The sequence below is a fragment of the Massilia sp. P1_C10 genome, assembly GCF_056406475.1.
Genome location: NZ_JBFUAC010000005.1, coordinates 20,430 through 44,989, shown reverse-complemented (window position 1 = coordinate 44,989; position 24,560 = coordinate 20,430). Strand labels below are relative to the sequence as shown.

Below are 24,560 nucleotides of genomic sequence, written 5' to 3'. Positions count from 1 at the left end.
ACCAGGAGAGAACATCATGACGCGCATTCACGGCCAGAGCGAGCAGGGCAATGTCGGCAGTTCCTTCAACCCTTGGGCAGGACGCCTGCGCCGGGCGCGCGCGGCGGCGCCGTTCAAGCGCAGGCTGCTGGTCGAAACGCTCGAACAGAGGGTGTTGATGGATGCGGACCCGCTGGCGGTGGTGACGGTGGCGGGCAGCATCGACAGCGCCGGCGAAGTCGACCACTACACCTTTCATCTTGACGCCAGCACCAGGGTGTCATTCGACAGCCTGACCCAGAACGGCAACCTGAACTGGAGCCTGATTGGGCCATCTGGCAAGGTGATTGACCGCGCCACTTTTATCAGCTTGTCCGGCACTACCGCCGGCTATGCCCCGATGGAACTGATGGCGGGTGACTACAAGCTCGACGTGGCGGGCGACATGGCCACCACCGGCGCCTATTCGCTGCGCGTGCTCGACCTCACGCGCGCCACCACCGTCACTCTCGACACGGCGGTCACCGGAACTTTCGAACAGAGCAGCCAGACGGTTGCCTATGTTTTCGATGCCAGCGCTGGCGACCAGTTGTTCCTGACATGGCAGCAGCGTCCGGATGCGTACCTGCGCGTGTACGACCCGTTCGGACAGCAGGTCAATGCGAATTGGGGTACCGGCCAGTACATGGACAGCGCGGTGCCTGTGCTGCCGTTCAGTGGCCGCTACACGGTGCTGCTCGACGGCAGCAGCGGCGTGCCCGCCGGCGCCGGATTCGGCTTCACCCTGCACAAGACCACCGCGCCGGTGCAGAACCTGGGTGTGTGGAGCGGCCCTGCGCTGGCGATCGACGCCAGCGTGCCGGCCGCCGGCGACCGCTCGGTGGTGACGTTCACGCTCGGCAGCGCCCGCAGCGTGCTGCTCGATTCCCTCACGCCGAACGACAACCTGCAGGTATCGCTGACCGGTCCGAACGGCCAGGTGATGGACAGCTATGGCCAGGCGATCAGCGATCGGGGCCTGCTCAACTACCTCGATCATGGCTATTACGGTACCGGCGCTATGGCGTTGCCTGCCGGGCAGTACACGCTGGTGGTGTCGGGCAGCGGCAACGCGCACGGCACGGCGTCGCTGCGACTGGTCGACCTGGGCGCGGCGACCGTGATTGCGCGCGGCAGTGTGGTCAGCGCCGATCTCGCGCCCGGCAATACACTCAAGGCGTTCAGCTTCGATGCTGCGGCGGGCGACAAGATCGACATCGATGTGATCAGTTCGAGCGGCGGCGGCGCGACATATCAGTTGATCGATCCGTACGGCCGCAAGATGTCCTATTCGTTTTCTCTGAGCGACCAGACGAATCTGACATTGCCCGCCACCGGGCGTTACACGCTGGCGGTGTCGGGCGATAACGCGCGCACCGCGACGACGTCGTTCAGTTTTCGGCTGATCGACCGCGGCAACTCGCCGCCGGCGCCGCTGCCCGCCGGCGCACCGCTGGCGGTGGGCGAAACGGTCGAAGGCAGCATTGCCGCGAATGGCTCGACCGTGTGGAATTTCACACTGGACCATGCGACAACAGTCTATGTCGATCCCCTGACACAGAACCCCGGTTACTATACGGCGACCTGGTCGCTGCAAGGACCGCGTGGCAGCGAGGTGGAGAACGCGACCTACGGTGGCTACCAATATTATGGTTGGGACGACGGCGCCAAGCTGCTCACCCTGCCTGCCGGTGCGTATGCGCTCACGGTGCGCTCGAGCAGCGCGATGCCGAGTGTGAAGCTGCGCGTGGTGGACATCGGCGCCGCAGCCGCGCCGGCGCCGGCGAACACCCCCATCACCGGACGGCTCGATCCGGGCAGCGCAATGGCAGCCTACCGCTTCAACGCCAGCGCCGGACAGCATCTGTTCTTTGCGGCGCTGGACGGCACCAACCAGAGCTATTTGCGCTACCGCCTGCTTGACCCGGCCGGCCGCGAGGCGATCGCTTCCCGCGGCTGGGGCGATTGGAACGGGACGCTGACGCAGCAAGGAGAATATACCCTGCTGGTGGAAGGCTCGAACAGCGCCGGCGTTTCTCCGCTCGACTACCGTTTCATGCTGTCGATGCCGACGGATACGCAGACGGCCTACGACCCCGCCCTGAATATCGGTACCGGCCCGGCGTGGACCAGTGACGGTACCCGCGCGGCCGTGCGTGTGGACAGCCGCAACGAGATTCGTGTCGATCCGGCCCCGGCGCTGAACCTGGCGCACGACGCCAGCTTCCAGGTGCGGGTCCGGGTGGACAACTTCGATCAGACCTGGCAGAGCATCGTCTTCAAAGGCGGCGACGGCAGCGGCAGCGGCCAGCATACCTATACGCTGTGGGTCAATTCCTCAGGCGCGCTGCAGCTGTCGACGACCGACGCCGCCGGGCAGATGGTGGTAAACAGCGTCGCGGGAACGGTCAAGGCCGGGCAATGGTATGACATCACGGGTGTTCTCAACCGCACCGGCGGCGAGATGCGGCTGTACGTCGACGGTGTTTTGGCCACCAGCGGCGTGATGCGCACCCAGTACGGCGATGCCAAGGTGTGGGACACGCCGCTCACGCTCGGCAGCACGCGCGAGAACGCCGGTTACAGCAGCAATTACCAGTTGAGTGGGGCGATCGGCGAATTCCGCCTGTGGGATCGTGCGCTCGGCGCCGCCGAAGTGAACAACCTGATTACCGCCGTACCGAGTTCGGCCGACAGTCACCTGAAGTTGTGGCTCAAGCTCGATGAAAACAGCGGGAGCGTGCTGGCCGACGCCTCGCAAAGTGGACTGGCGGCGTCGATCCACAGCCGTTTCGCCGGCATGACTGGGGTTGTGGCGGGGCACCTTGACCTGCCCGGAGAGCAGGATGTGTACCGCCTGAGTTTGGCGGAAACGACCAGTTTCTACCTCGACGGCCTGACCCCTTACACGATCACGAATGGCGGCAATTTTACCCTTGCGATCAACGGCCCGCGCACCTCCTTCAGCGAGAACCTGCTGTACTTCAGCAACCGCGTGCTCACATTGCCGGCGGGTGACTATACGTTTACCGTGAGTGGCAGCGGACGCAGTGTCGGCGACTACGCGTTCCGCCTCGTCGACCAGTCCCATTCGATTCCAATGACGCTTGGCCAGAAGGTCAGCGGGACGCTGGACCCCGGTGATGGCGCTGCCCTGTATCGTTTCGACGCCGCCGCCGGCGACGCGCTGTACTTCCAGAGCCTGGGATCGAGCGGCTTCACTCCGGCCTGGCGCCTGATCGACCCGTTCGGCCGCGAAGTGTTCGGCCGCTCCACGATGTCCGACCGCGATCCGACGCCGCTGGCGCTGGGCGGCACCTACACGCTGATTGTCGACGGCGACTACAGCAACTACGGCCAGGTCGCCCAATACGCGTTCAAGATCGCCAAGGTAAGCGAGCCGGCTATCATGCCGATCAATATCGCGGCCGGCAGCGACGCCGGGATCCAGCGTAGCGCCGGGCGCAACGGCGGCGGCGCGGTTCAGGTCAGCGACGCCCAGTACATCGAGTTCGCCGATTCCCCCGCCACTGATTCGACCGGCTCCTTTACTTTGCAGACCAGCTTCCGGGTCGACAGCTGGCCCCCCGGCAGCAACTGGATTCCGCTGGTGAGCAAGGCCACGCCGGAGTCGCAGCGCCAGTATGGGGTGTTCATCACCAGCGACGGGCGCATCCAGATCACCAGCAATGCAAGCAACGGCAGCTCCAACAGCGTGCAGAGCGCGGCGGGGCTGGTCACCGCCGGAACCTGGAACGACCTCGCCGCGGTATACGATCGCGCCAACTCCCAGCTGCGCATCGTGCTGAATGGCGTACAGGTGGCGCAGGGCTCGCTGTCGTCCCTTCCGGCGGTCGATCTGGCGGAGCCGATGCGCATCGGCTATACACCCGAAGGATCGGAATACCACGGCCATCAGCTCACTGTCGACCAGCTGGCAATCTGGAACCGCGCGCTGACCACGCCGGAGGCGGCAGCCGCCAGTTCCACCCCGCTGACCGGCAGCGAGGCCGGCCTGGCAGCCCTGTACCGCTTCGATGAAGCCGCCGGCGCCGCCGTGGTCGACGCGCGCGGCGCAGGAAGCGGCGCCATCAGGCGCATCGCCGCGCAGGTCAACGGCCTTGTCACCGGCCGCCTCGACCAGGCCGGCCAGGTCCGGCGTTATTCCTTCACGCTGGCCGAACCGGCGCAAATGTACTTCGACAGCCTGACCCGGCGCAGCGACATCCGCTGGACCCTCCAAGGGGAAGGACTATCGACCAGCGATACGTTCTATAACGATGCGATCAACAGTCGCAACTTGCTGAGCATGCCGGCGGGTAGCTACACCATCACCGTGGACGGCACCGGACCGGCCACCGGCGACTTCATGTTCCGCCTGATCGACGCCAGCAGCGCCGCGCACATCTCGCTCGACCAGGAGGTCAGCGGCAGGCTCGATCCGGGTTCGATCAGCACGATCTATCACTTCGACGCGGCCGCCGGCCAGCGCGTCTACTTCGACGTCCTGGCGAATACCTCGCCGCAGCCCGTGTGGCGCCTGCTCGACCCTAGCGGCGCTCAGGTGTTCGGCGTCAACTGGTTCGGCGACCGCGACGCGACCACGCTGGCGCGCACTGGCACCTACACCCTGATCGTCGAAGATTACGGCGCCAGCGGCGCGCGCGACCAGGTGCGCGACTTCAAATTTGTGATCCGTGATGTGCATGACCGAACCATTGACCTGGCAGTCGGGAGCGAACAGTTGCTCGCTCCGGCCTGGCGCACCGGCCCGCTGGCGGGCGGCCAGGCGGTCCAGCTGGGCTCTCTGCAGCAGGTGGTGATCGATCCTTCGGCCGCCCACGACCTGACCGGCAACGTGACCATCGAGCTCATGGTAAGGCTCGATGGCCCCGCTCCAGGCTGGATCCCGCTGGTGTCGCGCACCGGCGACGACAGCCACCAGACATTCGGGGTATGGGTGAACAGTTCGGGGCAGCTGCAGCTCGAGACTAACAACAACGGCCAGAAGTGGACGCTCGCCAGCGCCGCGAATACCCTGGTAGCGGGCGACTGGCACCGGGTCAGCGTCGCAATCAACCGCAGCGGTGGCAGCGCCGCGATATACCTCGACGGCCAGCAAGTGGCCACGCGCACGCTCAGCGTGGCGCAGCAGACCGCGGCGGCCAGCATCCCGACGGCGTCGCTGCGGATCGGCGGCACCGATCTGCCAGCCTGGCCGCTGCCGCTCAACGGCGCGGTCGCGGACCTGCGCCTGTGGAACACGGCGCTCTCCGCGGCCGTGATCGATGCCCAGCGCAACCTGCGCCTGTCGGGCAACGAGGCGGGCCTGGTGCTGAATCTGAAAATGGATGAAGGAAGCGGCCGCGCGCTGGCAGACTCCGGACCGAACAACCTCGATGGCCGGATCGCCAACATCAATGCCGGGCTCACTGGAACGGTGGTGGAAGGCGCCATTTCGGCGCCAGGGCAACGCATCTTCTACCGCCTGACGCCGGCCGACGACAGCCATTATCTGTTCGACAGCCTGACCACCGATTCGAACTTCACGTGGACCTTGCGCGACCAGGGTGGCAACGTCGTGACGGACGCCCACGGAACATCATTGAACGGACGCAGCCTGCGCAACAGCGACTACAGTTCGCGCTACGATTTCGTGCTGCGCGGCGGCCGCGAATACACGCTCGAGGTGGATGGCAGCGCCGACGCCACCGGGCGATTCGCCTTCCGGCTGGCAGACCTGCGTGACAGCACGCTGATCACCTATGGCGCCACCGTCAGCGCCACCGTCCCCCAAGCCAATAGCGCCACCCTGTATGCCTTCGACGCGGTGGCGGGCGACCAGGTGTTGCTCGACTACCTCGCCAACACCGGCGACCTGCCCAGGTGGCGGCTGTATAGCCCGACGGGATTCGAGCTGCACAATGCCTATTTTTACGAGCCGGGGCAGCCTGGCACCCTGACCTTGGGCGAGTCCGGCCGCTACACTGTCGTGATCGACAACCCGATCGACGCGCACGGGCTGGAGCAGCACCAGTTCAAGGTCCAGCTCACCGGGCACATCACGCTTGCGCCGCCGCCGGGATCGACCGCGCTCGCGTTTAGCGGTGGAGCCGCCGATGTCACCGGTACCCTGGCTGCGATCAACGAGCCGAAGCTCTATTCGTTTACGTTAACCGAACCGATGCGTCTGAATGTCGACGCATTGCCGAGCGCGTCCAGCCCGTACGTCGAATGGAAACTGACGGGGCCGAATGGCCTGATCGCTGATCATTTCAGTTACGACACCGATGGGCCCAACGGGCGCAGTTATTACGATCTGGCTGCCGGAAGCTACAGCTTCGCGGTCTCGACCAATACCTCGGGCTCGCTTGGCAATTTCGCTTTCCGCCTGCTCGACATTACCGCCTCGGCCGCACCGTTGAGCCTGGGCGTGCCGGTCAGTGGGACCCTGACGCCGGCCAATACGACACGCTTCTATTCGTTTAGCGGCGACCAGGGTGATCGCCTCTACTTCGGCAGCAGCGCGGCGACCAACATGAGCAGCGCCTTCTGGCGCGTGCTCGACGCCCAAACCCTTGCCGTCGTCGGCGAGAACTATTACACCAGCGGCCTGGAGAGCGTGAAACTGCCGCGCTCCGGCAATTACCTGCTGGCGCTGGAGGGGTATTACGGCTCCGCCGGTGCGTCCAGCTACACGTTTACCGCCTATCGGAACAGCGATCCGGTCCACGCCCTGACCCTGGGTGCGCGCACCGAGGCGGTGCTGGCGCAGCCGGGCGACACCCAGCGCTACAATTTCACCCTGTCCCAGGCGAGCAAGCTGTGGTTCGATAGCCTCGCTCCGCGCAGCGACATCACCTGGCGCGTGCTCGACAGCGAAGGCGTGGAGGTCATCACCGAGTCCGATGGCCTCGATTACGGTTGGGAAACCACCGCGCGTTTCGATTTGTCCGCAGGCTCCTACACCCTGATCATCGACGGCAGCGGGGCCGCTACCGGCAACTATGCGTTTCGCCTGCTCGACCTGGCCGCAGCGACGGCGATCACGCCGGGCATTGCGGTCAGCGGCCAGCTGGCGCCGTCCGATTCGACCAGCGCGTTCCAGTTCAGCGCACTGGCGGGCGACCGGTTCGTGTTCGACGTACTGTCGCGCAGCTCCGGCAACACTTATTGGCGCCTGCTCGACCCCTATGGCCACAATGTATTTTACGGTGGCGGCATGGTCGACCAGGCCACCACCGCGATGCCGTTCAGCGGGACATACACGATCGTCGTCGAGGGCTATCCGCACGATGCGACGAGCTACAGCAGCGTCAATTTCAGCTTCAATGTTCAGCCGGTGCTGGAGCAGGCGCCGATTCCGCTGGCCATCGGCACGCCGCCCGGGCCGAACCTGCTGGTTCAGGGCCTGGCGGCGGCCGGCGCCGACGGCAGCGTGCATTCAGGCGGCAGCCTGGTCGTGAGCTGGAACAGTGCCAACAACGGCGTGCGTGACGTCACAACCGCGTTCCAGGAGCGGATCGTGGTACGCAATGCCGCCGGCGAGACGCTGGTCAACCAACTGGTCGGCTATGACCCGGTGGCGGCGGGTGCGATCCGTTCCGGCGCTGGCGTCGCCCGCGGCGCCACAGTGCAGTTGCCGGCAGGCGCCCGGGGCGCGGGAACACTGACGGTCAGCGTGATTACCGACGTCGCCAACGCGGTGCAGGAACAGGGCAGCGGCGAGAACGACAACAGTGCGCAAATCACGCTGCAGTCGGCGCTGATGACCTATCCGGACCTGACGGTCAGCGGAGTCGTCCTGGCGCCGAATTCCAATCTCGCGGCCGGGGACGCGGCAACCATCAGCTGGCGCGTCGGCAATGGCGGCGAGCTTTCCACCAGTGCCGGCTGGTCCGACCGGGTCGTGGTGCGCAACCTCTCCACCGGCGAGATCGTGCTGGACCAGACCAGCCGCATCGAAGGCGGCGGGGCCGTGATCGCCGCCGGCGCCGGGGTCGACCGCCAGCTAGCGTTCAACTGGCCGGCCGGGCGCAACGGGGCCGGCCAGTTCCAGGTGACGGTGACCACCGACGCCCTGGGCGAAGTGGCCGAATACAATGCCGCCGATACGGCCGAAGCGAACAACACTGCCAGCATCGTCGTCACCTCGGCGCCGGATTTGTCGATCGAGGGTCTGCAGGTGCTCACCGCCGACCCGGTTTCCGGCGGTGAGGTGCAGCTGGCCTGGACCGTGCGCAATGGCGGCAACGCGCCCACCCCGGCCGGCTGGTACGACCGCATCACGGCGGTCAACCTAGACACCGGCCTGCCGCTGCTGAACCTCGACGTGTCCTATGCGCCGGTGACGGCGCTGGCGGCCGGCGCCAGCGCCGCGCGCACGTTCACCCTGCGCCTGCCCGATGGCGCAGCCTCGGTCGGGCGCATCCGCTTCACCGTGACGACAGACCAGAATACGGCCGGCGCCGGCACGCTGCCCGAGACCAACGAAGCGAACAACAGCGCGAGCGCGGAGGGCACCGCTGTGCTGCGGCGCGCGCCGAACCTGGTGGCGAGCGAGTTCTCGGCGCCGGCCAGCCAGCGCAGCGGCGACCTCGCCGCGTTCGCCTGGACCGTCAATAACACCGGTAACGCCGCCACCGGCGCGACCAGCTGGTATGACCGCATCGTCATGTCGCAGGACGCGGTGATCGGCAACGCCGACGACGTCACAATCGCCAGCGTGCTGCACACCGGCGCGTTGGAATCCGGTGCCGGCTACAGTGTCAGCATGACCCAGCTGGTGCCGGGCGGCTACGACGGCAGTTACCGCTTCGCGCTGGTGACCGACGTGCTGGGCCAAGTGGCCGAACCGGACGCCGAGGGCGACAACGTCAGCGCCGTCAAGGCCACCCTGCTGACCGCCTACCATGCCGACCTGGTGCCGACGCTGCTGTCGGTGCCGGCCGCCGCCAACGGCGGCGCCACCGTGCCGGTGACCTGGCGGGTGACCAACCAGGGCGACGCCACCACCAATTCCAGCTGGTGGGTGGACCGCCTGTGGCTGTCGCTCGACGGCACTGTAGGCGCCGGCTCGGGCGCGATCGACCTCGGCACCTTCGGCCACAGCGGCGCACTGGCAGTGGGCGCCAGTTACGACATGACGCAGAACGTGGTGATGCCCAATGGCGTGACCGGCAACTACAAGCTGGTCCTGCAGACCAATCACTACGGCTATGTCTTCGAAAGCCGTTTCGGCGCCAACAACACGGTCGCCTCGGACGGCGCCATCGCCCTGACCGTGGCCCCGGCCGTCGACCTGCGGGTGGAGAACGTCAGCGGGCCGGCCACCGCCCAGCCGGGCCAGCTGCAAACGGTCAGCTGGGAGATCGCCAACAACGGCGCCGGCACGGCCGCGGGGCCGTGGACCGACCAGGTCTGGCTGTCGCGCGACGGCACCCTGGCCGGCGCGGTCTACCTGACCAGCCTGACCCACGACGCGCCGCTTGCCGGCGGTGCGCGCCAGCAGTCCAACGTCCAGTTCTGGATGCCCGACGTCGGCGACGGCGCATGGCAGGTGCTGGTGCTCACCGATGTCAATGGGCAGGTGTACGAAACCGGTGCCGCCGATGCGGAGAGCGGCAACCGCGGCGTGGCCGCCGCCACCGCGGTGGTCCATCCGGACGTGCGCGCCAACGACGTCGCGGTTGGCGCCGGCGCCACCGCGGGCCGCGCCAGCACGGTGACCTGGACCACCCGCAACGACGGCAGTGCGCCGGTGCTGCCGGGCTGGTTCGAGAAACTCTTCCTGTCGGCGGATGCCACCCTGGACGGCGGCGACCTGCAGCTGGGCAGCTTTGCGGTCGACGCCGCACTGGGCGCCGGCGCGACCCTAGCGCGCAGCGCCAGCGTGATGCTGCCGGACACCCTTGCGGCCGGCAGCTGGCGCATCATCGTGGTCAGCGACAGCGGCAACGCGCTGCGCGAACTGGCCGGCGAAGCGAACAACGTGGCCGCTTCGGCCGCGGTGACGGTGGCCGAAGCGCCGCTGCCGAACCTGGCGCCGGCGAACGTCGCCGGCCCGGCAGCGATGCGTCCCGGCGCGACCGTCACGGTTAACTGGGATGAGCGAAACCTGCTGGCCGAACCGGCCTCCGGGACCTGGGCGACCCAGGTCTTCCTGTCCAACGACGCGGTGCTCGGCGCCGACCTGCTGGTGGGCAGCGTGTCCTGGACCGGCACGGTGGCCGGCAACGGCAGCGTCGCGCGCAGCGCCCAGGTCAGCCTGCCAACTACGCTGGCACCGGGCAACTGGCGCTTCGTCGTCAAGACCGACAGCGGCAACGGCGTCAACGAACGCAATGAGCTCGATAACAGCGCCATCGCCGCGGCCGACAGCGTGGTGGCCGCGGCACTGCAGCTGAACCTGAGGGCCGGCAGCGTGGCCGAAGCGGCCGGCGCCACCACGGCCACGGTGCAGCGCAACGGCGACCTGGCGCAGGCGCTTACCATCGCCATCGCCAGCAGCGATGCGGGCGAGGCGACGGTGCCGGCGACTGTGACGATTCCCGCAGGCCAGGCGTCCATCACATTTGGCATTGTGCTGCCGGCCGACGGTATCGTCGATGGCACCCAGCTGGTCCAGATCGCGGTATCGGCAGCCGGCGTGGAGGGCGACAGCCGCACGCTCAGCGTCACCGACAGCGACGTCCCGGCACTGGAGCTATCTTCGGTGGTGGCGGTGCAGGAAAACCAGGGCAGCGTCCACATGACGGTGCACCGCAACACCGGGACCGGCGCGGGCGACCAGCTGATCCGGCTGAGCAGCACCAATGCGGGCGCGCTGAACGTGCCGGGCACGGTGGTGATCCCGGCAGGCGCCGACAGCGTGAGCTTCGACGCGACCCTGGTCGACGATCCCGAGGTATGGGGAACGCGCGACATCCGCGTCAACGCCGTGGCCGACGGCTACCGCGGCGACTCGGTCAACATTGCGGTGGTCGACGACGAGCTGCCCGAACTGACGATGACGTTCAGCGCTTCGCAAGTCGCGGAGGGCGCCGGCGCCAATTCGGTGGGTGTGACCTTGCGGCGCAACCGGCCCGGAACCTACGACCTGGTGGTCAATATCGCCAGCGCGATGAACGAATCGCTGACCGTGCCGACCCGGGTGGTCATTGGCGCGGGCGAGACGGAGGTGCATTTCAATGCGTCCCCGGTCGACAATGGCGATGTCAATCCGAATCGCGAAGTGGCGGTGCGCGCCACCATCCTGGCGCCGAACGGCATGCAGATCGGCCAGAACGCGGCGGTATCGACGCTTCTGGTCACCGACGACGACGGGCCGACATTGTCGGTATCGCTCGAGTCTGAAAGCGTCGGCGAACTCGGTAGCCCGATCCTCGGTGTGGTCCGGCGCAATACCGGCACAGTGGGCGACCTGGTGGTGGCCCTGTCGAGCAGCAATGCAGGCGAGGCGACTGTGCCGGCCACGGTGACTATCCCCGCCGGCCAGGCGACGGCGACGTTCCAGATCACCCCGGTTGCCGACAATGTGGCCGACGGTACCAAGGCCGTTACCATTCGTGCCCGCGCCGCCGGCTTCAACGACGGCGCCGCCGGGCTGACGGTGACCGAGGGCGACCTGCCCGACCTGGTGGTGAGCGCCATCGGCTTCCCGGCCGGCGGCGTAGCGAGCACACGCATCGACATCAGCTGGTCGGTCAGCAACGCCGGACGCGCCGATGCGGCAGGGGGCTTCCGCGACCGCGTGTATCTGTCGCGCGACACCGTGCTCAGCTCGGCCGACCGGCTGGTAGCGGCGGTCATCCATCCTTCCACGCTGCTGCGCGACGGTACCTACACCCAGTCGGCCTCGATCCAGCTGCCGGAAGAAACCGGCGAATACCACATCATCGTTCTCACCGACGCACTTGGCAGCCTGGCCGAAGGATCCGAGCGTAACAATGTGAGCGCGGCCGCGGCGACGCTGATGGTGCGCGCACCGCTGACGGCGACGGTGCAGACGGCGGTGACGCGGCTGGCGGTCAGTGGCGAGGCCAACGCCACCGTGGTGCCGCTCACAGGCACCGCGGTCGACGCCATCACCGGTGCGCCGGCGGCGCGGCAGGCGGTCAGGGTGATGGTGCGGACCGGAGCGGTCGAGCGCCTGCTCGATGCGACCACGGATGCCAACGGCACCTTCACCGTCGATTTCAAACCCTTGCCGGGCGAGGCGGGGCATTTCGAGATTGGCGCAGGTTACGTCGGCGACCACACGTTCGCGGTGCAGGACAGTTTCGACCTGATCGGCCTCGCGGCATCGGTACCGTTGATCCACATGATGGGCACCAACGAAGTACCGCTCGAGGGTCATTTCACGCTGAAGAACCTCGGCGATGTCGCCCTGAGCGGCCTGACCGCTGCTGTGCAAGGCCTGGCAGAGAATTTCCAGTTCGAGATACTGGACCTGGCCGGCGCGCTCGATGGTTCCGGCACCACCACGGTGAACTGGCGGCTGACCGGCCATGGTATCACCGACGCTCTGGCCACCAGTCGCGGCACGCTGACGTTTACGACCAGCGAGGGCGCCACCGAGCGTGTGCTGCTCGACCTGGCCTGCATCCCGCAAAGCCCGAAACTGGTTACCAGCCCGGGTTACCTCGCACAAGGCATGCTGCGCGGCGTCCAGACCATGGTGTCGTTCGACGTGTTCAACCAGGGGGCGGCCGATACCGGCCCGGTCCAGGTGGTGCTGCCGGACCTGCCGTGGATGACGCTCACCAGCCTGCCGGTGATCGACAATATCGCCGCCGGCGGCAAGGCCACGGTCACGCTGGCGCTGCGGCCCGACGCATCGACCGAGCTGATTCGCTTCGATGGCGTGATCGCGCTCAACGCCAAGCTGGCCGGGGTGGCGGTGCCGTTCCAGTTCCGCGCGGTCAGCGCAGCGCGCGGCGACCTGCACGTGTCGGTCTCGGACCAGCTGACCTTCTTCGCGGAAGGCGCGCCGAAAGTGGCCGGCGCCACTGTGACGCTGACCGATCCGTTCACGTTCGACGTGGTGGCGACCACCACCACCGACGCTGACGGCAACGTGATGCTGGCCGACCTCGCCGAAGGCCAGTACCTGCTGACCGTGACGGCCGACAAGCATGCGAGCTTCCGCGGAACCATCCACATCAAGCCGGGCACCACCACCGACCAGGACGTCATCCTCGACCGGCAGTTGGTCAGCTACTCCTGGAACGTGGTGCCGACCGATGTGCAGGATCACTACAAGATTGTGCTGGAGTCGACGTTCGAGACGGAAGTGCCGCTGCCGGTAGTGACGGTCGACCCGCTGCTGATACCGGTCGTGCTGCCGGGCGTGACCTCGACGACGATGATGACCCTGACCAACCACGGCCTGGTGCAGGCGGAAAATGTCGCGATCAAGGTGCCGGTCAACGACGACCTGTTCGAGATCGTCGCGCTGACGCCGATGATCGACGTGCTGCCCGCAATGAGCTCGGTGCAGGTGCCGATCACCATCCGTTTGCGCGACGGCGTCACGGCCGCCCAGGTGGCCGCAGCGATGCTGCCCGACCCCACCGTCGGCGCCGAGGGGGCACTGTCGTCGTTCGCCAAATGCCTTGGCATCGACACGCAGTACACCTTGCCGTGTGCGCTACTGCCGCCAATTAACCTGCCGACCCGGATCACCGTGATGATGTGTGGGGCCGACCTGGGACAGATCGCGCAAAACCATATCAAGGACCACATCAATGGGGAATTCGACTTGCGCAAGCTTGGGTGCGACGCGCTCGATGTGCTGTTGCAGTGCTTCGATGCCTCGCCGTGCACCAAGTTCATCATCAATGCAGCCTGCAATGCGGCCGTCGGCGCCGTGACCGGCGGGCCTGCCGGCGCCGCAGCCGGCGCGGCCAGTGCGCTGGGAGACATGATCGACTGCCTGTGCCCTTATCTGGGCAAGCTGGCCAGCAACCCAAGCGGAGGCACCACCACGCCCGGCGCTAACTATGGCGGCGGCAGCTGGGGTGCTTTTGCTCCGTACGGATCCTTCTCCTTTCCGAATTTCGGGATCAGGATCGACCTTAAGGATTGCAAAGAGGCGGGGGCAACCAGCACGGAACTGGAGCGCGCCAGCGAGGGCTTGCTCGATGCCGTGGCGTCGGGCGCGTTGCCGCCGGATTCGGTGGCGGTGGTTGCGCAGCATGATGCCGTACGCGCGGAGCAGCTGGCGCAGGCGCAGGCCGACGGCGACGGCGTCCTCAACGCCGATGCGGCGGGCATCTGTGCGCAGGTGCGGATACGGATCGAGCAGGAAGCGGTGCTCACGCGTACCGCCTTCCAGGGTACGCTCGAAGTCACCAACGGCAATCCGGACGTCCCCTTGACCGGCGTGCAGCTGGTGCTGGACATCCGCGACGAGAACGGCAACGCCGTCAACGACCTGTTCGCCGCGCGCGCACCGGCGCTGAGCGGGTTGACCGCCATCGATGGCACCGGCGTGATCGCCGGCGGTGCGAACGGGCGCGCGCAATACCTGTTCATCCCCACGGTGGACGCCGCGCGCGACGCTCCGGCGCGCTACACCATCGGTGGCACGCTCAGCTACATCGAAGGCGGGAAGAAGATCACGGTGCCGCTGATGCCGGCGAAAATTACCGTGTACCCGGAAGCGCGCCTGAAGCTGGACTACTTCCAGCAGCGCGACGTGATCGGCGACGATCCGTTCACCGAGGACGTGGTCGAGCCGAGCGAGCAGTTCGCACTGGGCCTGCTAGTCTCCAACGACGGCAAGGGCGATGCGCGCAACCTGTCGATCGCCTCGGCCCAGCCGAAGATCATCGAAAACGAAAAGGGCCTACTGATCGATTTCAAGATCGTCGGCACCCAGGTCGGCGCCGACACGGTGGCGCCGACCCTGACGGCGAATTTGGGCAACATCGCCGCCGGCCAGAGCCAGGTCGCGCAGTGGCTGATGACCTCGTCCCTGCAGGGCAAGTTCGTCGACTACACCGCCAGCTTCGAGCACACCGACGGCATGGGGGACACGCGCCTGTCGCTGATCGAATCGGTCAACATCCATGAGCTGATCCGCTCGGTGAGGGCGAATGGCGGCGACGCCCCCGACTTCCTGGCCAACGACGACCCGGATGCGGATCACACGCCGGACCGGCTGTACCTGAACGACGGCTCACAGCACGTGGTGCGCGCGATCGGCAACGCGGCTGCGGCCGGCAGCGCGACCCTCGTCAGCCTGGCGGTGGCGATCAACGCCGACAGCCGGGCCGGCTGGGGCTACCTGAAGATCGCTGATCCCGGCGTCGGCTATGTGCTCGACCGCATCGTGCGCAGCGACGGCAAGGTGCTCAACCTCGGGCGCGAGGTGTGGCGCACCAGCCGCAGCTTCCCCGAATCGATCCCAGGTGCGGTGCGCGAGAACCTGCTGCACTTCATTGACCAGGACTCGACCGGCCACTACACCGCCTACTTCAAGATCGACGATTCGGTGGCGCCAAGGCTGGTCGAAATCGTAGCGGTCGCACCCGACCCGGCCAGTGCACCGGTCGACACCATCGATGTGCGCTTCTCCGAGCAGCTCGACCCGGCCAGCTTCACCGTGGCCGACCTGACGCTGGCGCGCGAGGGCCAGCCTGGTGTGAATCTGCTGGACGGCGCAACCGGCGTCACTGTCACCGCGCTGGGCGAGGGCGCCTACCGCATCGGCGGGCTGGCCGCGTTGACCGCCTCCGGCGACCTGTACCGGCTGACGGTGAATGCGGCCGGTGTGGCCGATTACGCCGGCAACGCCGGCACCGGTGTGCTGACCGAGACCTGGGGCGTCGGCGAAATCGGGCCGTATGTGCTGAGCATGGCGGCCGGGCCCGTCGCGCGCAACACCCCGCTCGACACCGTCGACATCACCTTCAGCACCGCGCTCGACGCATCCTCGTTCAGCGCCGACGACCTGCGCCTGGAACGCGACGGCGTGCTGCAGTCGCTGGCGGGCGTGGACCTGTCGCTGACCCGGCTGGCCGGCAACCAGTACCGCGTGGGCGGGCTGGCGCCGTTGACCGGCGCGGCCGGCGGCTACACCCTGACGCTGACCGGCGCCGGCCTGCTGTCGTCCGGCGGCGCGGCCGGGCTGGGCAGCCAGGCGGTCGGCTGGAAGATGGACACCGTGGCGCCCCAGGTGATCGACCTGATCGACCTGATCGACCAAATCCGCAAGACCGTCGTGCTAGGGCTCGACGTCGAGCTGTCCGAGCAGGTCGATCTGGCCAGCTTCGATTACCGCGACGTGGTGCTGACCCGCACCGTGGGCGGCGTCACCAGTCCGAACCTGATCGACGCGCGCACCAGGGTCGAATACGTGTCGGGTACCACGTACCGCATCTCCGGTTTCAACTGGGTCAGCGGGGTGGAAGGCAGTTACCGCCTGAGCGTCAATGGCGAGGGCCTGGCCGACCTGGCCGGCAATACCGGTGCCGGCAGCGCCAGCACCGGCTGGCTGATGGACTTCCACGATCCGGCGGCAGCGACGAACCTCGCGGTGAACCCCGACAGCGGCAGCAATGACGCCGATGGCGTGATCAACACGCTGCGCTTTACGCTGACTGGCAGCGTCGGCGAGGCCGGGCTGGCGGTGCGGGTGAGCGACCGCACCACCGGCAATGAGATCGGCTACGCGACTGTCGCCGGCAACAATTTCAGCATCCCAGTGGTGCTCGACGGCGCCGGACGCCACGAGTTGCGGGTGCGCTCGGTCGATCCGGCCGGCAACCTGGCCGACAGCGTCGTGGTGGTGTTTGTCGACCAGGTCAGGCCTACCATGTCGGCGCCGGTGCTGGCGCGCGACACCGACGGCAATGTCGGCAGCATCACCCTCGACTTCAGCGAAGCGCTCGACCCGGCCACGGTCACGCTGGACGCGTTTGCACTGACGCGCGACGGCGGCTCCAACGTGCTGGGCGCCGCCACGCTGACCCGCGGGAGCGCGACCCGGTATGTGTTGAGCGGGCTGGCTCCGCTGACGGCGCCCGCCGGCAGCTACCAGCTGTCAGTCGACCTGACGCGGCTGCGCGACCTGGCCGGCAACGCCGGCGCCACCGTTGCGCAGAGTGGCTTTGCCGGCGCGCTGGCGTCCACCGGCACCGTCAGCGGCACGGTGTTTGACGACATCGACGGCACTGGCACGCGCGAAGCCGACGAAATGGCCCAGGGCGGCTGGACCGTGTTCGACGACGTGGATGCCGACGGCCAGTTGGGCGCCGGCGAAACGTCGTCCATCACCGACTCGGCCGGCCGCTATTCGCTCGAAGGCCTGGCGCTGGGCCAGCACCGCATCACGGTGCTGGTGCCGTCCGGCTGGACCATCACCCCGGCGCCGGTGGCCCAGGTCACGCTCGGCGCGGAGGCGCCGGCGGTGACGCGCAACTTCGGCGCCTTTGGACTCGCCGGCCTGTCGGGCGTGGTGTTCGACGACGCCAATGCCAACGGCGTGCGCGACGCCGGCGAGGCCGGCCTGGCCGGTCGCCAGGTGCTGCTCGACCTGAACGGCAACGGCGCCGCCGACGCTGGTGAAGCGGTGACGACAAGCGACGCCGACGGCCGCTACGCGCTGGCCGGCCTGCGCCCGGGCAGCGGCCGGGTGGTGCTGTTCGCCGGCGACGGCTGGCTGCCGCTGCAGAATCCAGGCATGTACGCGCCCAAGTCGGGCGAGGCCGCCACGCGCGACCTCGCCGCGGTGCGCCCGGGGATCATCACCGGCATGAAGTACGAGGACGCCAACGGCAACGGGGCGTTCGATGCGGGCGAAGCGGGCGTGGCGGGCTGGCGCGTCTTCCTCGACGACAACGGCAACGACGCGCTCGACGTCGGCGAACGCTACACCTACACCGACGTCAACGGGATCTATGCGTTCACCGCGCTGCGGCCGGGCAGCTACCGGGTGGTTGAGGAAGTGCGCACCGGCTGGATCCAGACTGCGCCGGGAGCAATCGAAGCGGGCAACGGCAGCCAGCAGGGCCTCGATGTCCAGCTGTCGCTGCCGGGGATGATCGCCGACATGGAGGAGCAGCAGCTGATCGACTACCTGAACGGCACCGGCGCCAACTTCAACTGCGGCTGCGGCACCTTCGTGCTCGAGAAGTACACCACCGGCCAGGCCGCGGGCCACTTCACCAAACTCGATACGATCACCGATCCGATGCTGGCCAGCCTGACCGGCAAAGGCGTGCGGGTGGCGGTGATCGATACCGGCATCAACACGTCGAGCAGCTTCTTCGGCCCTGACGCCAATGGCGACGGGGTGGCTGACCGCATCGCCTTCCAGTACGATTTCGGCGACGGCGACGGCGACGCCAGCGACATGCTCGGCCACGGCACCAACGTGGCCGGCGTGATCGCCGGCAGCGACGCGCAGTACGGCGGCGTCGCCACCGAGGCCGACCTGGTGGTGCTGAAAGTATTCGACGCCAACAACCAGGGCTACATGTCGACCCTCAAGCGCGCGCTCGAGTGGCTCGACGCGAATGCCGAAGCGTACGGCATCGGCGTGGTGAACATGTCGCTCGGCGACGGCGGCAACTGGGGCGAGGCGATCAGCCGCTATGGCATGGCGGACCTGTTCCAGCGGCTCGCGGCGAAGGGTCTGGTGATGGTTGCCGCCTCCGGCAACAACTACTTCCAGACCGGCGGCGCGCTCGGCGTGGCCTACCCGGGCGCCGACCCGGCGGTGCTGTCGGTGGGCGCCATGTGGGCCGGTAATTTCGGCGGCCCGTGGCGCTTCTCCAGCGGCGCCACCGACTACACCACCGCATACGGCCGTATCGCCAGTTTCACCCAGCGCGATCCCGACCAGATCGACGTGATGGCGCCGGGAGCGCGCTTCACCTCGGCCGGCCTGAACGGCGGCCTCTCCACCATGCAGGGCACCAGCCAGGCGGCAGCCTTCATGAGCGGCGCGGCGACCCTGGTGCAGCAGGCGGCCAAGAGCCTGATGGGGCGCTACCTGAACACCGGCGAATTCGCCGCGCTGCTCGACCTGTACACTTATCGCGCGGTGGACGGCGACGACGAAAGCGACAACGTCGCCAACAGCAGCGCCAGCTACAACAAGCTCGATATTCCGAAGCTGCTGCAGGGGCTGAAGAACTATGCGGCCAGTGGCGGCGGCGCGGGCGGCGGCAGCGGCGGCGGCGGCGGGTCCGACGCCCCGCTGACGGCCTACAGCGCGCGCACCGCCACGGTGGGAGCGGGCCAGACGCTGGCCAACCAGGACTTCGGCAACTTCAAGCTGGGCCAGGTGGCAGGACAGGTGTACGGCGACGCCAGCCGCGACGGCGTGCAGCAGGACGGCGAGGACGGCCTGGCCGGCGTCACCGTGTTCATCGACGCCGACGACGACGGCGTGCTGGACGACGGCGAAGCGCGCGCCAGCACCGACGCGGCGGGCCACTTCGCCTTCGGCGCGCTGGGACCGGGTGCGATCACCCTGCGCACCATCGCACCGGACGGCCAGCAGGTCACCGGCGCGGCAGTCCAGAGGCTGACCGTCACCAGCGGCCTCGATGTGGCGACGCTGCGTTTCGGCTACGCCAGCGCCGCGCCGGAGGTGAGCGCAGCCGACGATGCGGCGACGCTGAACGAGGATGCCAGCGTGACGGTCGACGTGCTGGCCAACGACCAGGGCGGCGCCGCGGCCGGCCTGGTGCTGGCGGTGGAAGGCGACGGGCCGGCGCACGGCAGCGTGCAGGTGGTCGACGGCCGCTTTGTCTACACCCCGCTGGCCAACTACCACGGCGACGACAGCTTCCGCTACACCGTGACCGCGCCCGGCGGCGCTTCCAGTTCGGCCACCGTGTCGATCACGGTGACGCCAGTGAACGACGCGCCGTCGCTGGCGCCGGTCGCCAGCCAGGTCGTGGCCGAGGGCGACACCCTGGTGCTGCAACTGGCCGGATCGGATCCCGACAGCGGCGATTCGCTGCGCTACAGCCTCCTGGCGGCGCCGCAAGGTGCAACCATCGACCCGGCCACCGGCGAACTGCGCTGGACCGCCACCGCGCTGGCCAGCCTGGCGCAGGTTCGGGTGCGGGTCAGCGACGGCAGCGACGCGGTGGCCGAACAGTCGTTCAGCATCGAGGTCAGGCTGGGCAAGCTGGTGGCGACGTCCTTCGCCACCCAGCCCTGGGGCTTCGCGATCCGCTTCAACGACGTGATCGACCAGTCGCAGTTCAACCTGTACGGCGCCAATCCGGACCTGGAGGTGCGCGGGGCGCGCGTCGGCGCGGTGGCCGGCTCGGTACTGTTCGATGCCGACGGCAAGGGCCTGCAGTTCGTGCGGACCGGCGCGACCCTCGAGGCGGACCAGTACACGGTGCGCCTGAAGAGCGGCGCGGCGGCCGTGACCAGCGCCAGCCGCGGCAACCTCGACGGCGACGGCGACGGCAGCGCGGGAGGCGACTTCGTCGCCAGCTTTGCCGCGGTCGCGCCGCCGCCGGTGCGGCTGCGGCTGCCGGACTTCGCGCGTGCTGCCGGCCAGGCGGTGCAGGTGCCGAATACCGCCACCGGCATCCCGGTCACCATGGTCAACAGCGTCGCTGCCAGCAGCATGACGTTCCGCCTGATGGTCGACCCGGCGCTGATGACCGTGGCGTCGATAAATGCCGGCAGCGGCCTGCCGCCGGGCGCCACGGTCAACGTGCAGGCCATCGCGGGCGGCTTCCTGGTGCAGATCCAGAGCGGCGTGCCGATCGCCGCCGGCAGCCGGCAGATCCTCAATGTGGCCGCCACGATGAACGGCCAGGCGCAGGCCGGCAGCGCGGGCATGCTGCGGCTCGAGGGCGTGACGGTCAACGGCGCGGCGGCGCCGGATGCGGGCGATGCCGGCGTGGTCTACGTCGGCAATACCGGCGACATCGACCGCAACAGTGCCTACGACAGCGTCGACGTCAACAAGCTGCAGCGGCTGGTGGTCAAGCTCGACACCTTCGTGGCCGGGGCCGACGACATCGACCCTCTGGTGATCGGCGACGTCGATGCCGACGGCGCCCTGACGTCGCGCGACGTCAGCGCCGTGCTGGCCCGCACCAAGGCCGCGTCGACCACGCTGATTCCGGCAGTGGTCGCGCCGGCGCCGATCGAGGCGGCCAGCTCCTTCGTGGCCGCGCCGGCGCCGCTGGCGAGCCAGGCCTCGCCGGTCGCAGGCACGGGCGGTGCCACGACGCTGAACCTGGCCGGCAGTCCTGCCAATTTCACCGTCAAGGCGGCGCCGGCGCCGGCCGCCGGCACTGTCAGCGCGCAGGTGGCGCTGAAGGTGGTGCCGTCGGTGAAGTCGATGGGAGTGGCAGCCTGACGGGCGGGGAGGGAAGCGGGATCGGGGCGCGCCCCGGTCCCGCGCATGGCCACACTTCACCGGAGGGGAGCGTTTGTGTAATATCAGGAGGCATATTGGTGGAACGAGGATAGACCGATGATGAATGGCAGGCGCCGCGTGGGCGCCGGGATTGCGCGCCGGCGGGCCGCCTGCGGCGTAATCGGACCCGGGCTGGTGGAAACACTGGCGCCGGCCGCGCTCGAGGACGACGTGAAGCCCCTCGCCGGCCGCTCAGGGGCGCCGTTGTAATGGGCAGCGCCGATCATCGGCTGGGAGGCGCGCTGGCGATCGCGGGCGGGCTGGTCGTGATGGGTGTATGCGCGCGCCATGTGCTGCGGGCGCTGGAGAGCGCCACGACGGCGGGCCGCCTGGGGGCAATCCACGCGATGCCGCATCCCTCCTACTTTGTCAGCGTCGGCGCCGGCGTGCTGGGAATGGTGATGGGCGCATTCCTTGTCAGGATGGGCTGGCGCTGGCTGAACGGCCGTTGATGTTTCGGCGGGCGCCAAGCGCGAAAAGTTTTCCGAGTCTTAAGCATGGTTAAAGTATCATGCAATACGCTTGAGCAATACCAACCTCTCCGGAATAGAAAAATATGAAAAGCTGGGTGCGTGCCAACAAGGGTTTCCTGATGTTCCTGGTCCTGTTCGGGATCTTCCGCACGGCGGTCGCCGACTGGAACCCGATTCCCTCGGGCTCGATGCATCCCAACCTGCTCGAAGGCGACGTGGTGTTCGTCAATCGCCTCGCGTTCGACCTGAAGGTGCCGCTGACCGACATCGTGGTCACCAAACTGGGCGATCCGCAGCGCGGCGACATCGTGACGTTCTCGTCGCCGAAGGACGGCACGCGCCTGATCAAGCGGGTCATCGCGCTGCCGGGCGACGTGGTCGAGATGCGCGACGAGCGGCTGGTCATCAACGGCCAGATCGCCGGCTATTCGCTGGAGAAGCCTGCCACCGAGAAGCTGGCGAACGGAGACACCATCGGCGCGCTGGAGATGACCGAGACCACCGCGGCCGGCCAGCGCCGCATCCAGGTGCTGCCGCAGATCGCGGCGATGCGCAACTTCGCGCCGGTGACGATTCCCGAGGATCAGTTCCTGATGCTGGGCGATAACCGCGACAACAGCGCCGACTCGCGCGTGATCGGGCTGGTGCCGCGCAATCTGCTGATCGGCCGCGCGGTGCGCGTGCTGGTGTCGGCCGACATGCAGGGCAACTGGATGCCGCGCACCGAGCGCTTCGGGATGTCGCTGGCGCGCTAGTGGAAATGGGGTCCGCGCTTTCGCGAGGACGACGAATCAATCGTCGTCCTCGCGCATGCGGGGACTCCATTTCGCAATCGAGCCGGTTCAGGTGAAAAAACCCGATTGGCGGTAAAATCCTGCCCCTCGGTGGTTCGCATGTGCGGCGCCATATTTTTGTAAAGGCGCGCACAAATGCAGCGGATGTTGACAGTGATTCTGGCTTTTATCGGGATGGTGGGCGCGCTCGCGATCGACACCTACCTGCCGTCGATTCCGGCCATCGGCCGCGAGTTCAATGTGGGCCCGGTGGCGGTCCAGCAGACCCTCAGCATCTTCCTGTTCTGTTTCGCTTTCATGATGCTGTTCTACGGGACGCTGTCCGACTCGTTCGGACGCCGGCCGGTGATCATGGTCGCGCTGTTCTGCTACACGCTCGCGTCGCTGGGCGCCGCATTCGCCCCCAGCTTCGGCTGGCTGCTGGTATTCCGCGCGCTGCAGGGGCTGTCCGCCGGCGCCGGCTCGGTGATCGGCGCGGCGATCGTGCAGGACCGGTTCTCCGGCGCGCAGGCGCAGAAGATGATGGCCCATATCATGATGGTGTTCGGCCTGGCGCCGGCGCTGGCGCCGATCCTGGGCGGCTGGCTGCACGTGCACTTCGGCTGGCGCTCGACCTTCTACTTCCTCACCGGCTTCGGCGCGCTGATGTTCGTGCTGGCCTGGCGCGCGCTGCCCGAAAGCCTGCCGAAGGAGCAGCGCCACGCCTTCCACCCGGTGGCGATCGCCGCCAACTACGTAAAAGTACTGAGCAATCCGCGCTTCGTGCTGCTGTCGCTCACGGTCGGCCTGGCGTTCGGCGGCCTGTCGCTGTACATCGGCTCGGCGGCCAACTTCGTGATGGAGATCCTGCACCTGCCGGAGACGGCGTTCGCGTGGATGTTCATTCCGCTGATCGGCGGGATGGTGATCGGGTCAGCGTGGAGCGGCAAGTACGCGTCGAAGATCAAGCCGGTGCGCATGAAGTGGATCGGTTTTTCGGTCATGCTGGCCGGCGCCGGCATCGGCGTGGTCTACAACCTGCTGTTCGTGGCGGCGGTGCCGTGGGCGGTGCTGCCGCTGGCGATTTTCACCTTCGGCCTGGCGGTGGCGATGCCGGCGATCCAAATGAGCGCGTTCGAGCTGTTCCCCGACAACCGTGGGCTGTCGTCGTCGATGCTGTCGTTTATCCAGATGATCGCGTTTGCGCTGGTGTCGGGACTGGTGGCGCCGCTGCTGTTCGGCAGCGCGCTGAAGCTGGCGTGCGGGATGCTGGCGGGGCTGGTGCTGGCTTTTGTTTGCTGGCGGCTTAGTACGCTGGGAAAATGGGGGTGAAGCAGGGGATTAGCGAAGCGAAGCTTCGCTCCTGCGGAACGGTCGAGCCTTGCAAGGCTCGACTCCTTCCAGGTCCGCCGGACCTGACCCCCCGCTTCGTCAGCGGCTGTGCGTCTTCATCGCGGCAGCCACTTCCCGCTTGCCGTCGCGTTCCTTCTCCGTGGCGCGCTTGTCGTGCTGCTTCTTGCCCTTGGCCAGGCCGATCTCGCACTTCACGCGCCCGCCCTTGTAGTGCAGGTTCAGCGGCACCAGCGTGAAGCCGGACCGCTCGACCTTGCCGATCAGCTTGTCGACCTCGGCGCGGTGCAGCAGCAGCTTGCGGGTGCGCACCGCGTCCGGGTGGGTGAACGCCGAGGCGGTCGCGAGGGCGCTGATGTGGGCGCCGAACAGGAACAGCTCGTCGCCGCGCACGACCACGTACGCTTCCTTGATCTGGACGCGCGATTCGCGGATCGCCTTGACTTCCCATCCTTCGAGCACGATTCCCGCCTCATAGCGGTCCTCGATGAAGTAGTCGTGAAAGGCTTTTCTGTTGTCAACAATACTCATGAATTC

5 protein-coding genes are annotated in these 24,560 nt (G+C 67.6%); 4 read left to right on the top strand and 1 reads right to left on the bottom strand.

Annotation, left to right across the window (positions count from 1 at the left end; genetic code table 11):
* Positions 1–16 precede the first annotated feature (16 nt).
* The 4 genes from AC1D02_RS12415 (at position 17) to AC1D02_RS12400 (ending at position 24,005) form a co-directional block, all read left to right on the top strand.
* Positions 17–21,367 (top strand): LamG-like jellyroll fold domain-containing protein, encoded by a 21,351-nt coding sequence (locus AC1D02_RS12415; RefSeq protein ID WP_477317225.1) that lies wholly within the window; start codon positions 17–19, stop codon positions 21,365–21,367.
* A gap of 269 nt (positions 21,368–21,636) precedes the next feature.
* Positions 21,637–21,879 (top strand): hypothetical protein, encoded by a 243-nt coding sequence (locus AC1D02_RS12410; RefSeq protein ID WP_477317223.1) that lies wholly within the window; start codon positions 21,637–21,639, stop codon positions 21,877–21,879.
* Positions 21,880–21,983: 104 nt separating this feature from the next.
* Positions 21,984–22,655, top strand: coding sequence for a signal peptidase I (gene lepB / locus AC1D02_RS12405; RefSeq protein WP_477317221.1), 672 nt, complete (start codon positions 21,984–21,986; stop codon positions 22,653–22,655).
* 174 nt (positions 22,656–22,829) lie between these two features.
* Entirely contained in the window at positions 22,830–24,005 is a 1,176-nt protein-coding gene (locus tag AC1D02_RS12400) for a multidrug effflux MFS transporter (RefSeq protein ID WP_477317218.1), read from the top strand.
* A 99-nt stretch (positions 24,006–24,104) separates the two neighbouring features.
* On the opposite strand, the gene smpB is transcribed toward AC1D02_RS12400, so the two are convergent.
* Entirely contained in the window at positions 24,105–24,554 is a 450-nt protein-coding gene (gene smpB / locus AC1D02_RS12395; RefSeq protein WP_477317216.1) for an SsrA-binding protein SmpB, read from the bottom strand.
* Positions 24,555–24,560: the final 6 nt, after the last annotated feature.

What these genes read in the sequence shown, in the direction of transcription:
- AC1D02_RS12410 (WP_477317223.1), top strand. Translation starts at nt 21,637, where the DNA reads ATGGGCAGCGCCGATCATCGGCTGGGAGGCGCGCTGGCGATCGCGGGC.
- AC1D02_RS12415 (WP_477317225.1), top strand. Translation starts at nt 17, where the DNA reads ATGACGCGCATTCACGGCCAGAGCGAGCAGGGCAATGTCGGCAGTTCC.
- lepB (WP_477317221.1), top strand. Translation starts at nt 21,984, where the DNA reads ATGAAAAGCTGGGTGCGTGCCAACAAGGGTTTCCTGATGTTCCTGGTC.
- smpB (WP_477317216.1), bottom strand. Translation starts at nt 24,554, where the DNA reads ATGAGTATTGTTGACAACAGAAAAGCCTTTCACGACTACTTCATCGAG.
- AC1D02_RS12400 (WP_477317218.1), top strand. Translation starts at nt 22,830, where the DNA reads ATGCAGCGGATGTTGACAGTGATTCTGGCTTTTATCGGGATGGTGGGC.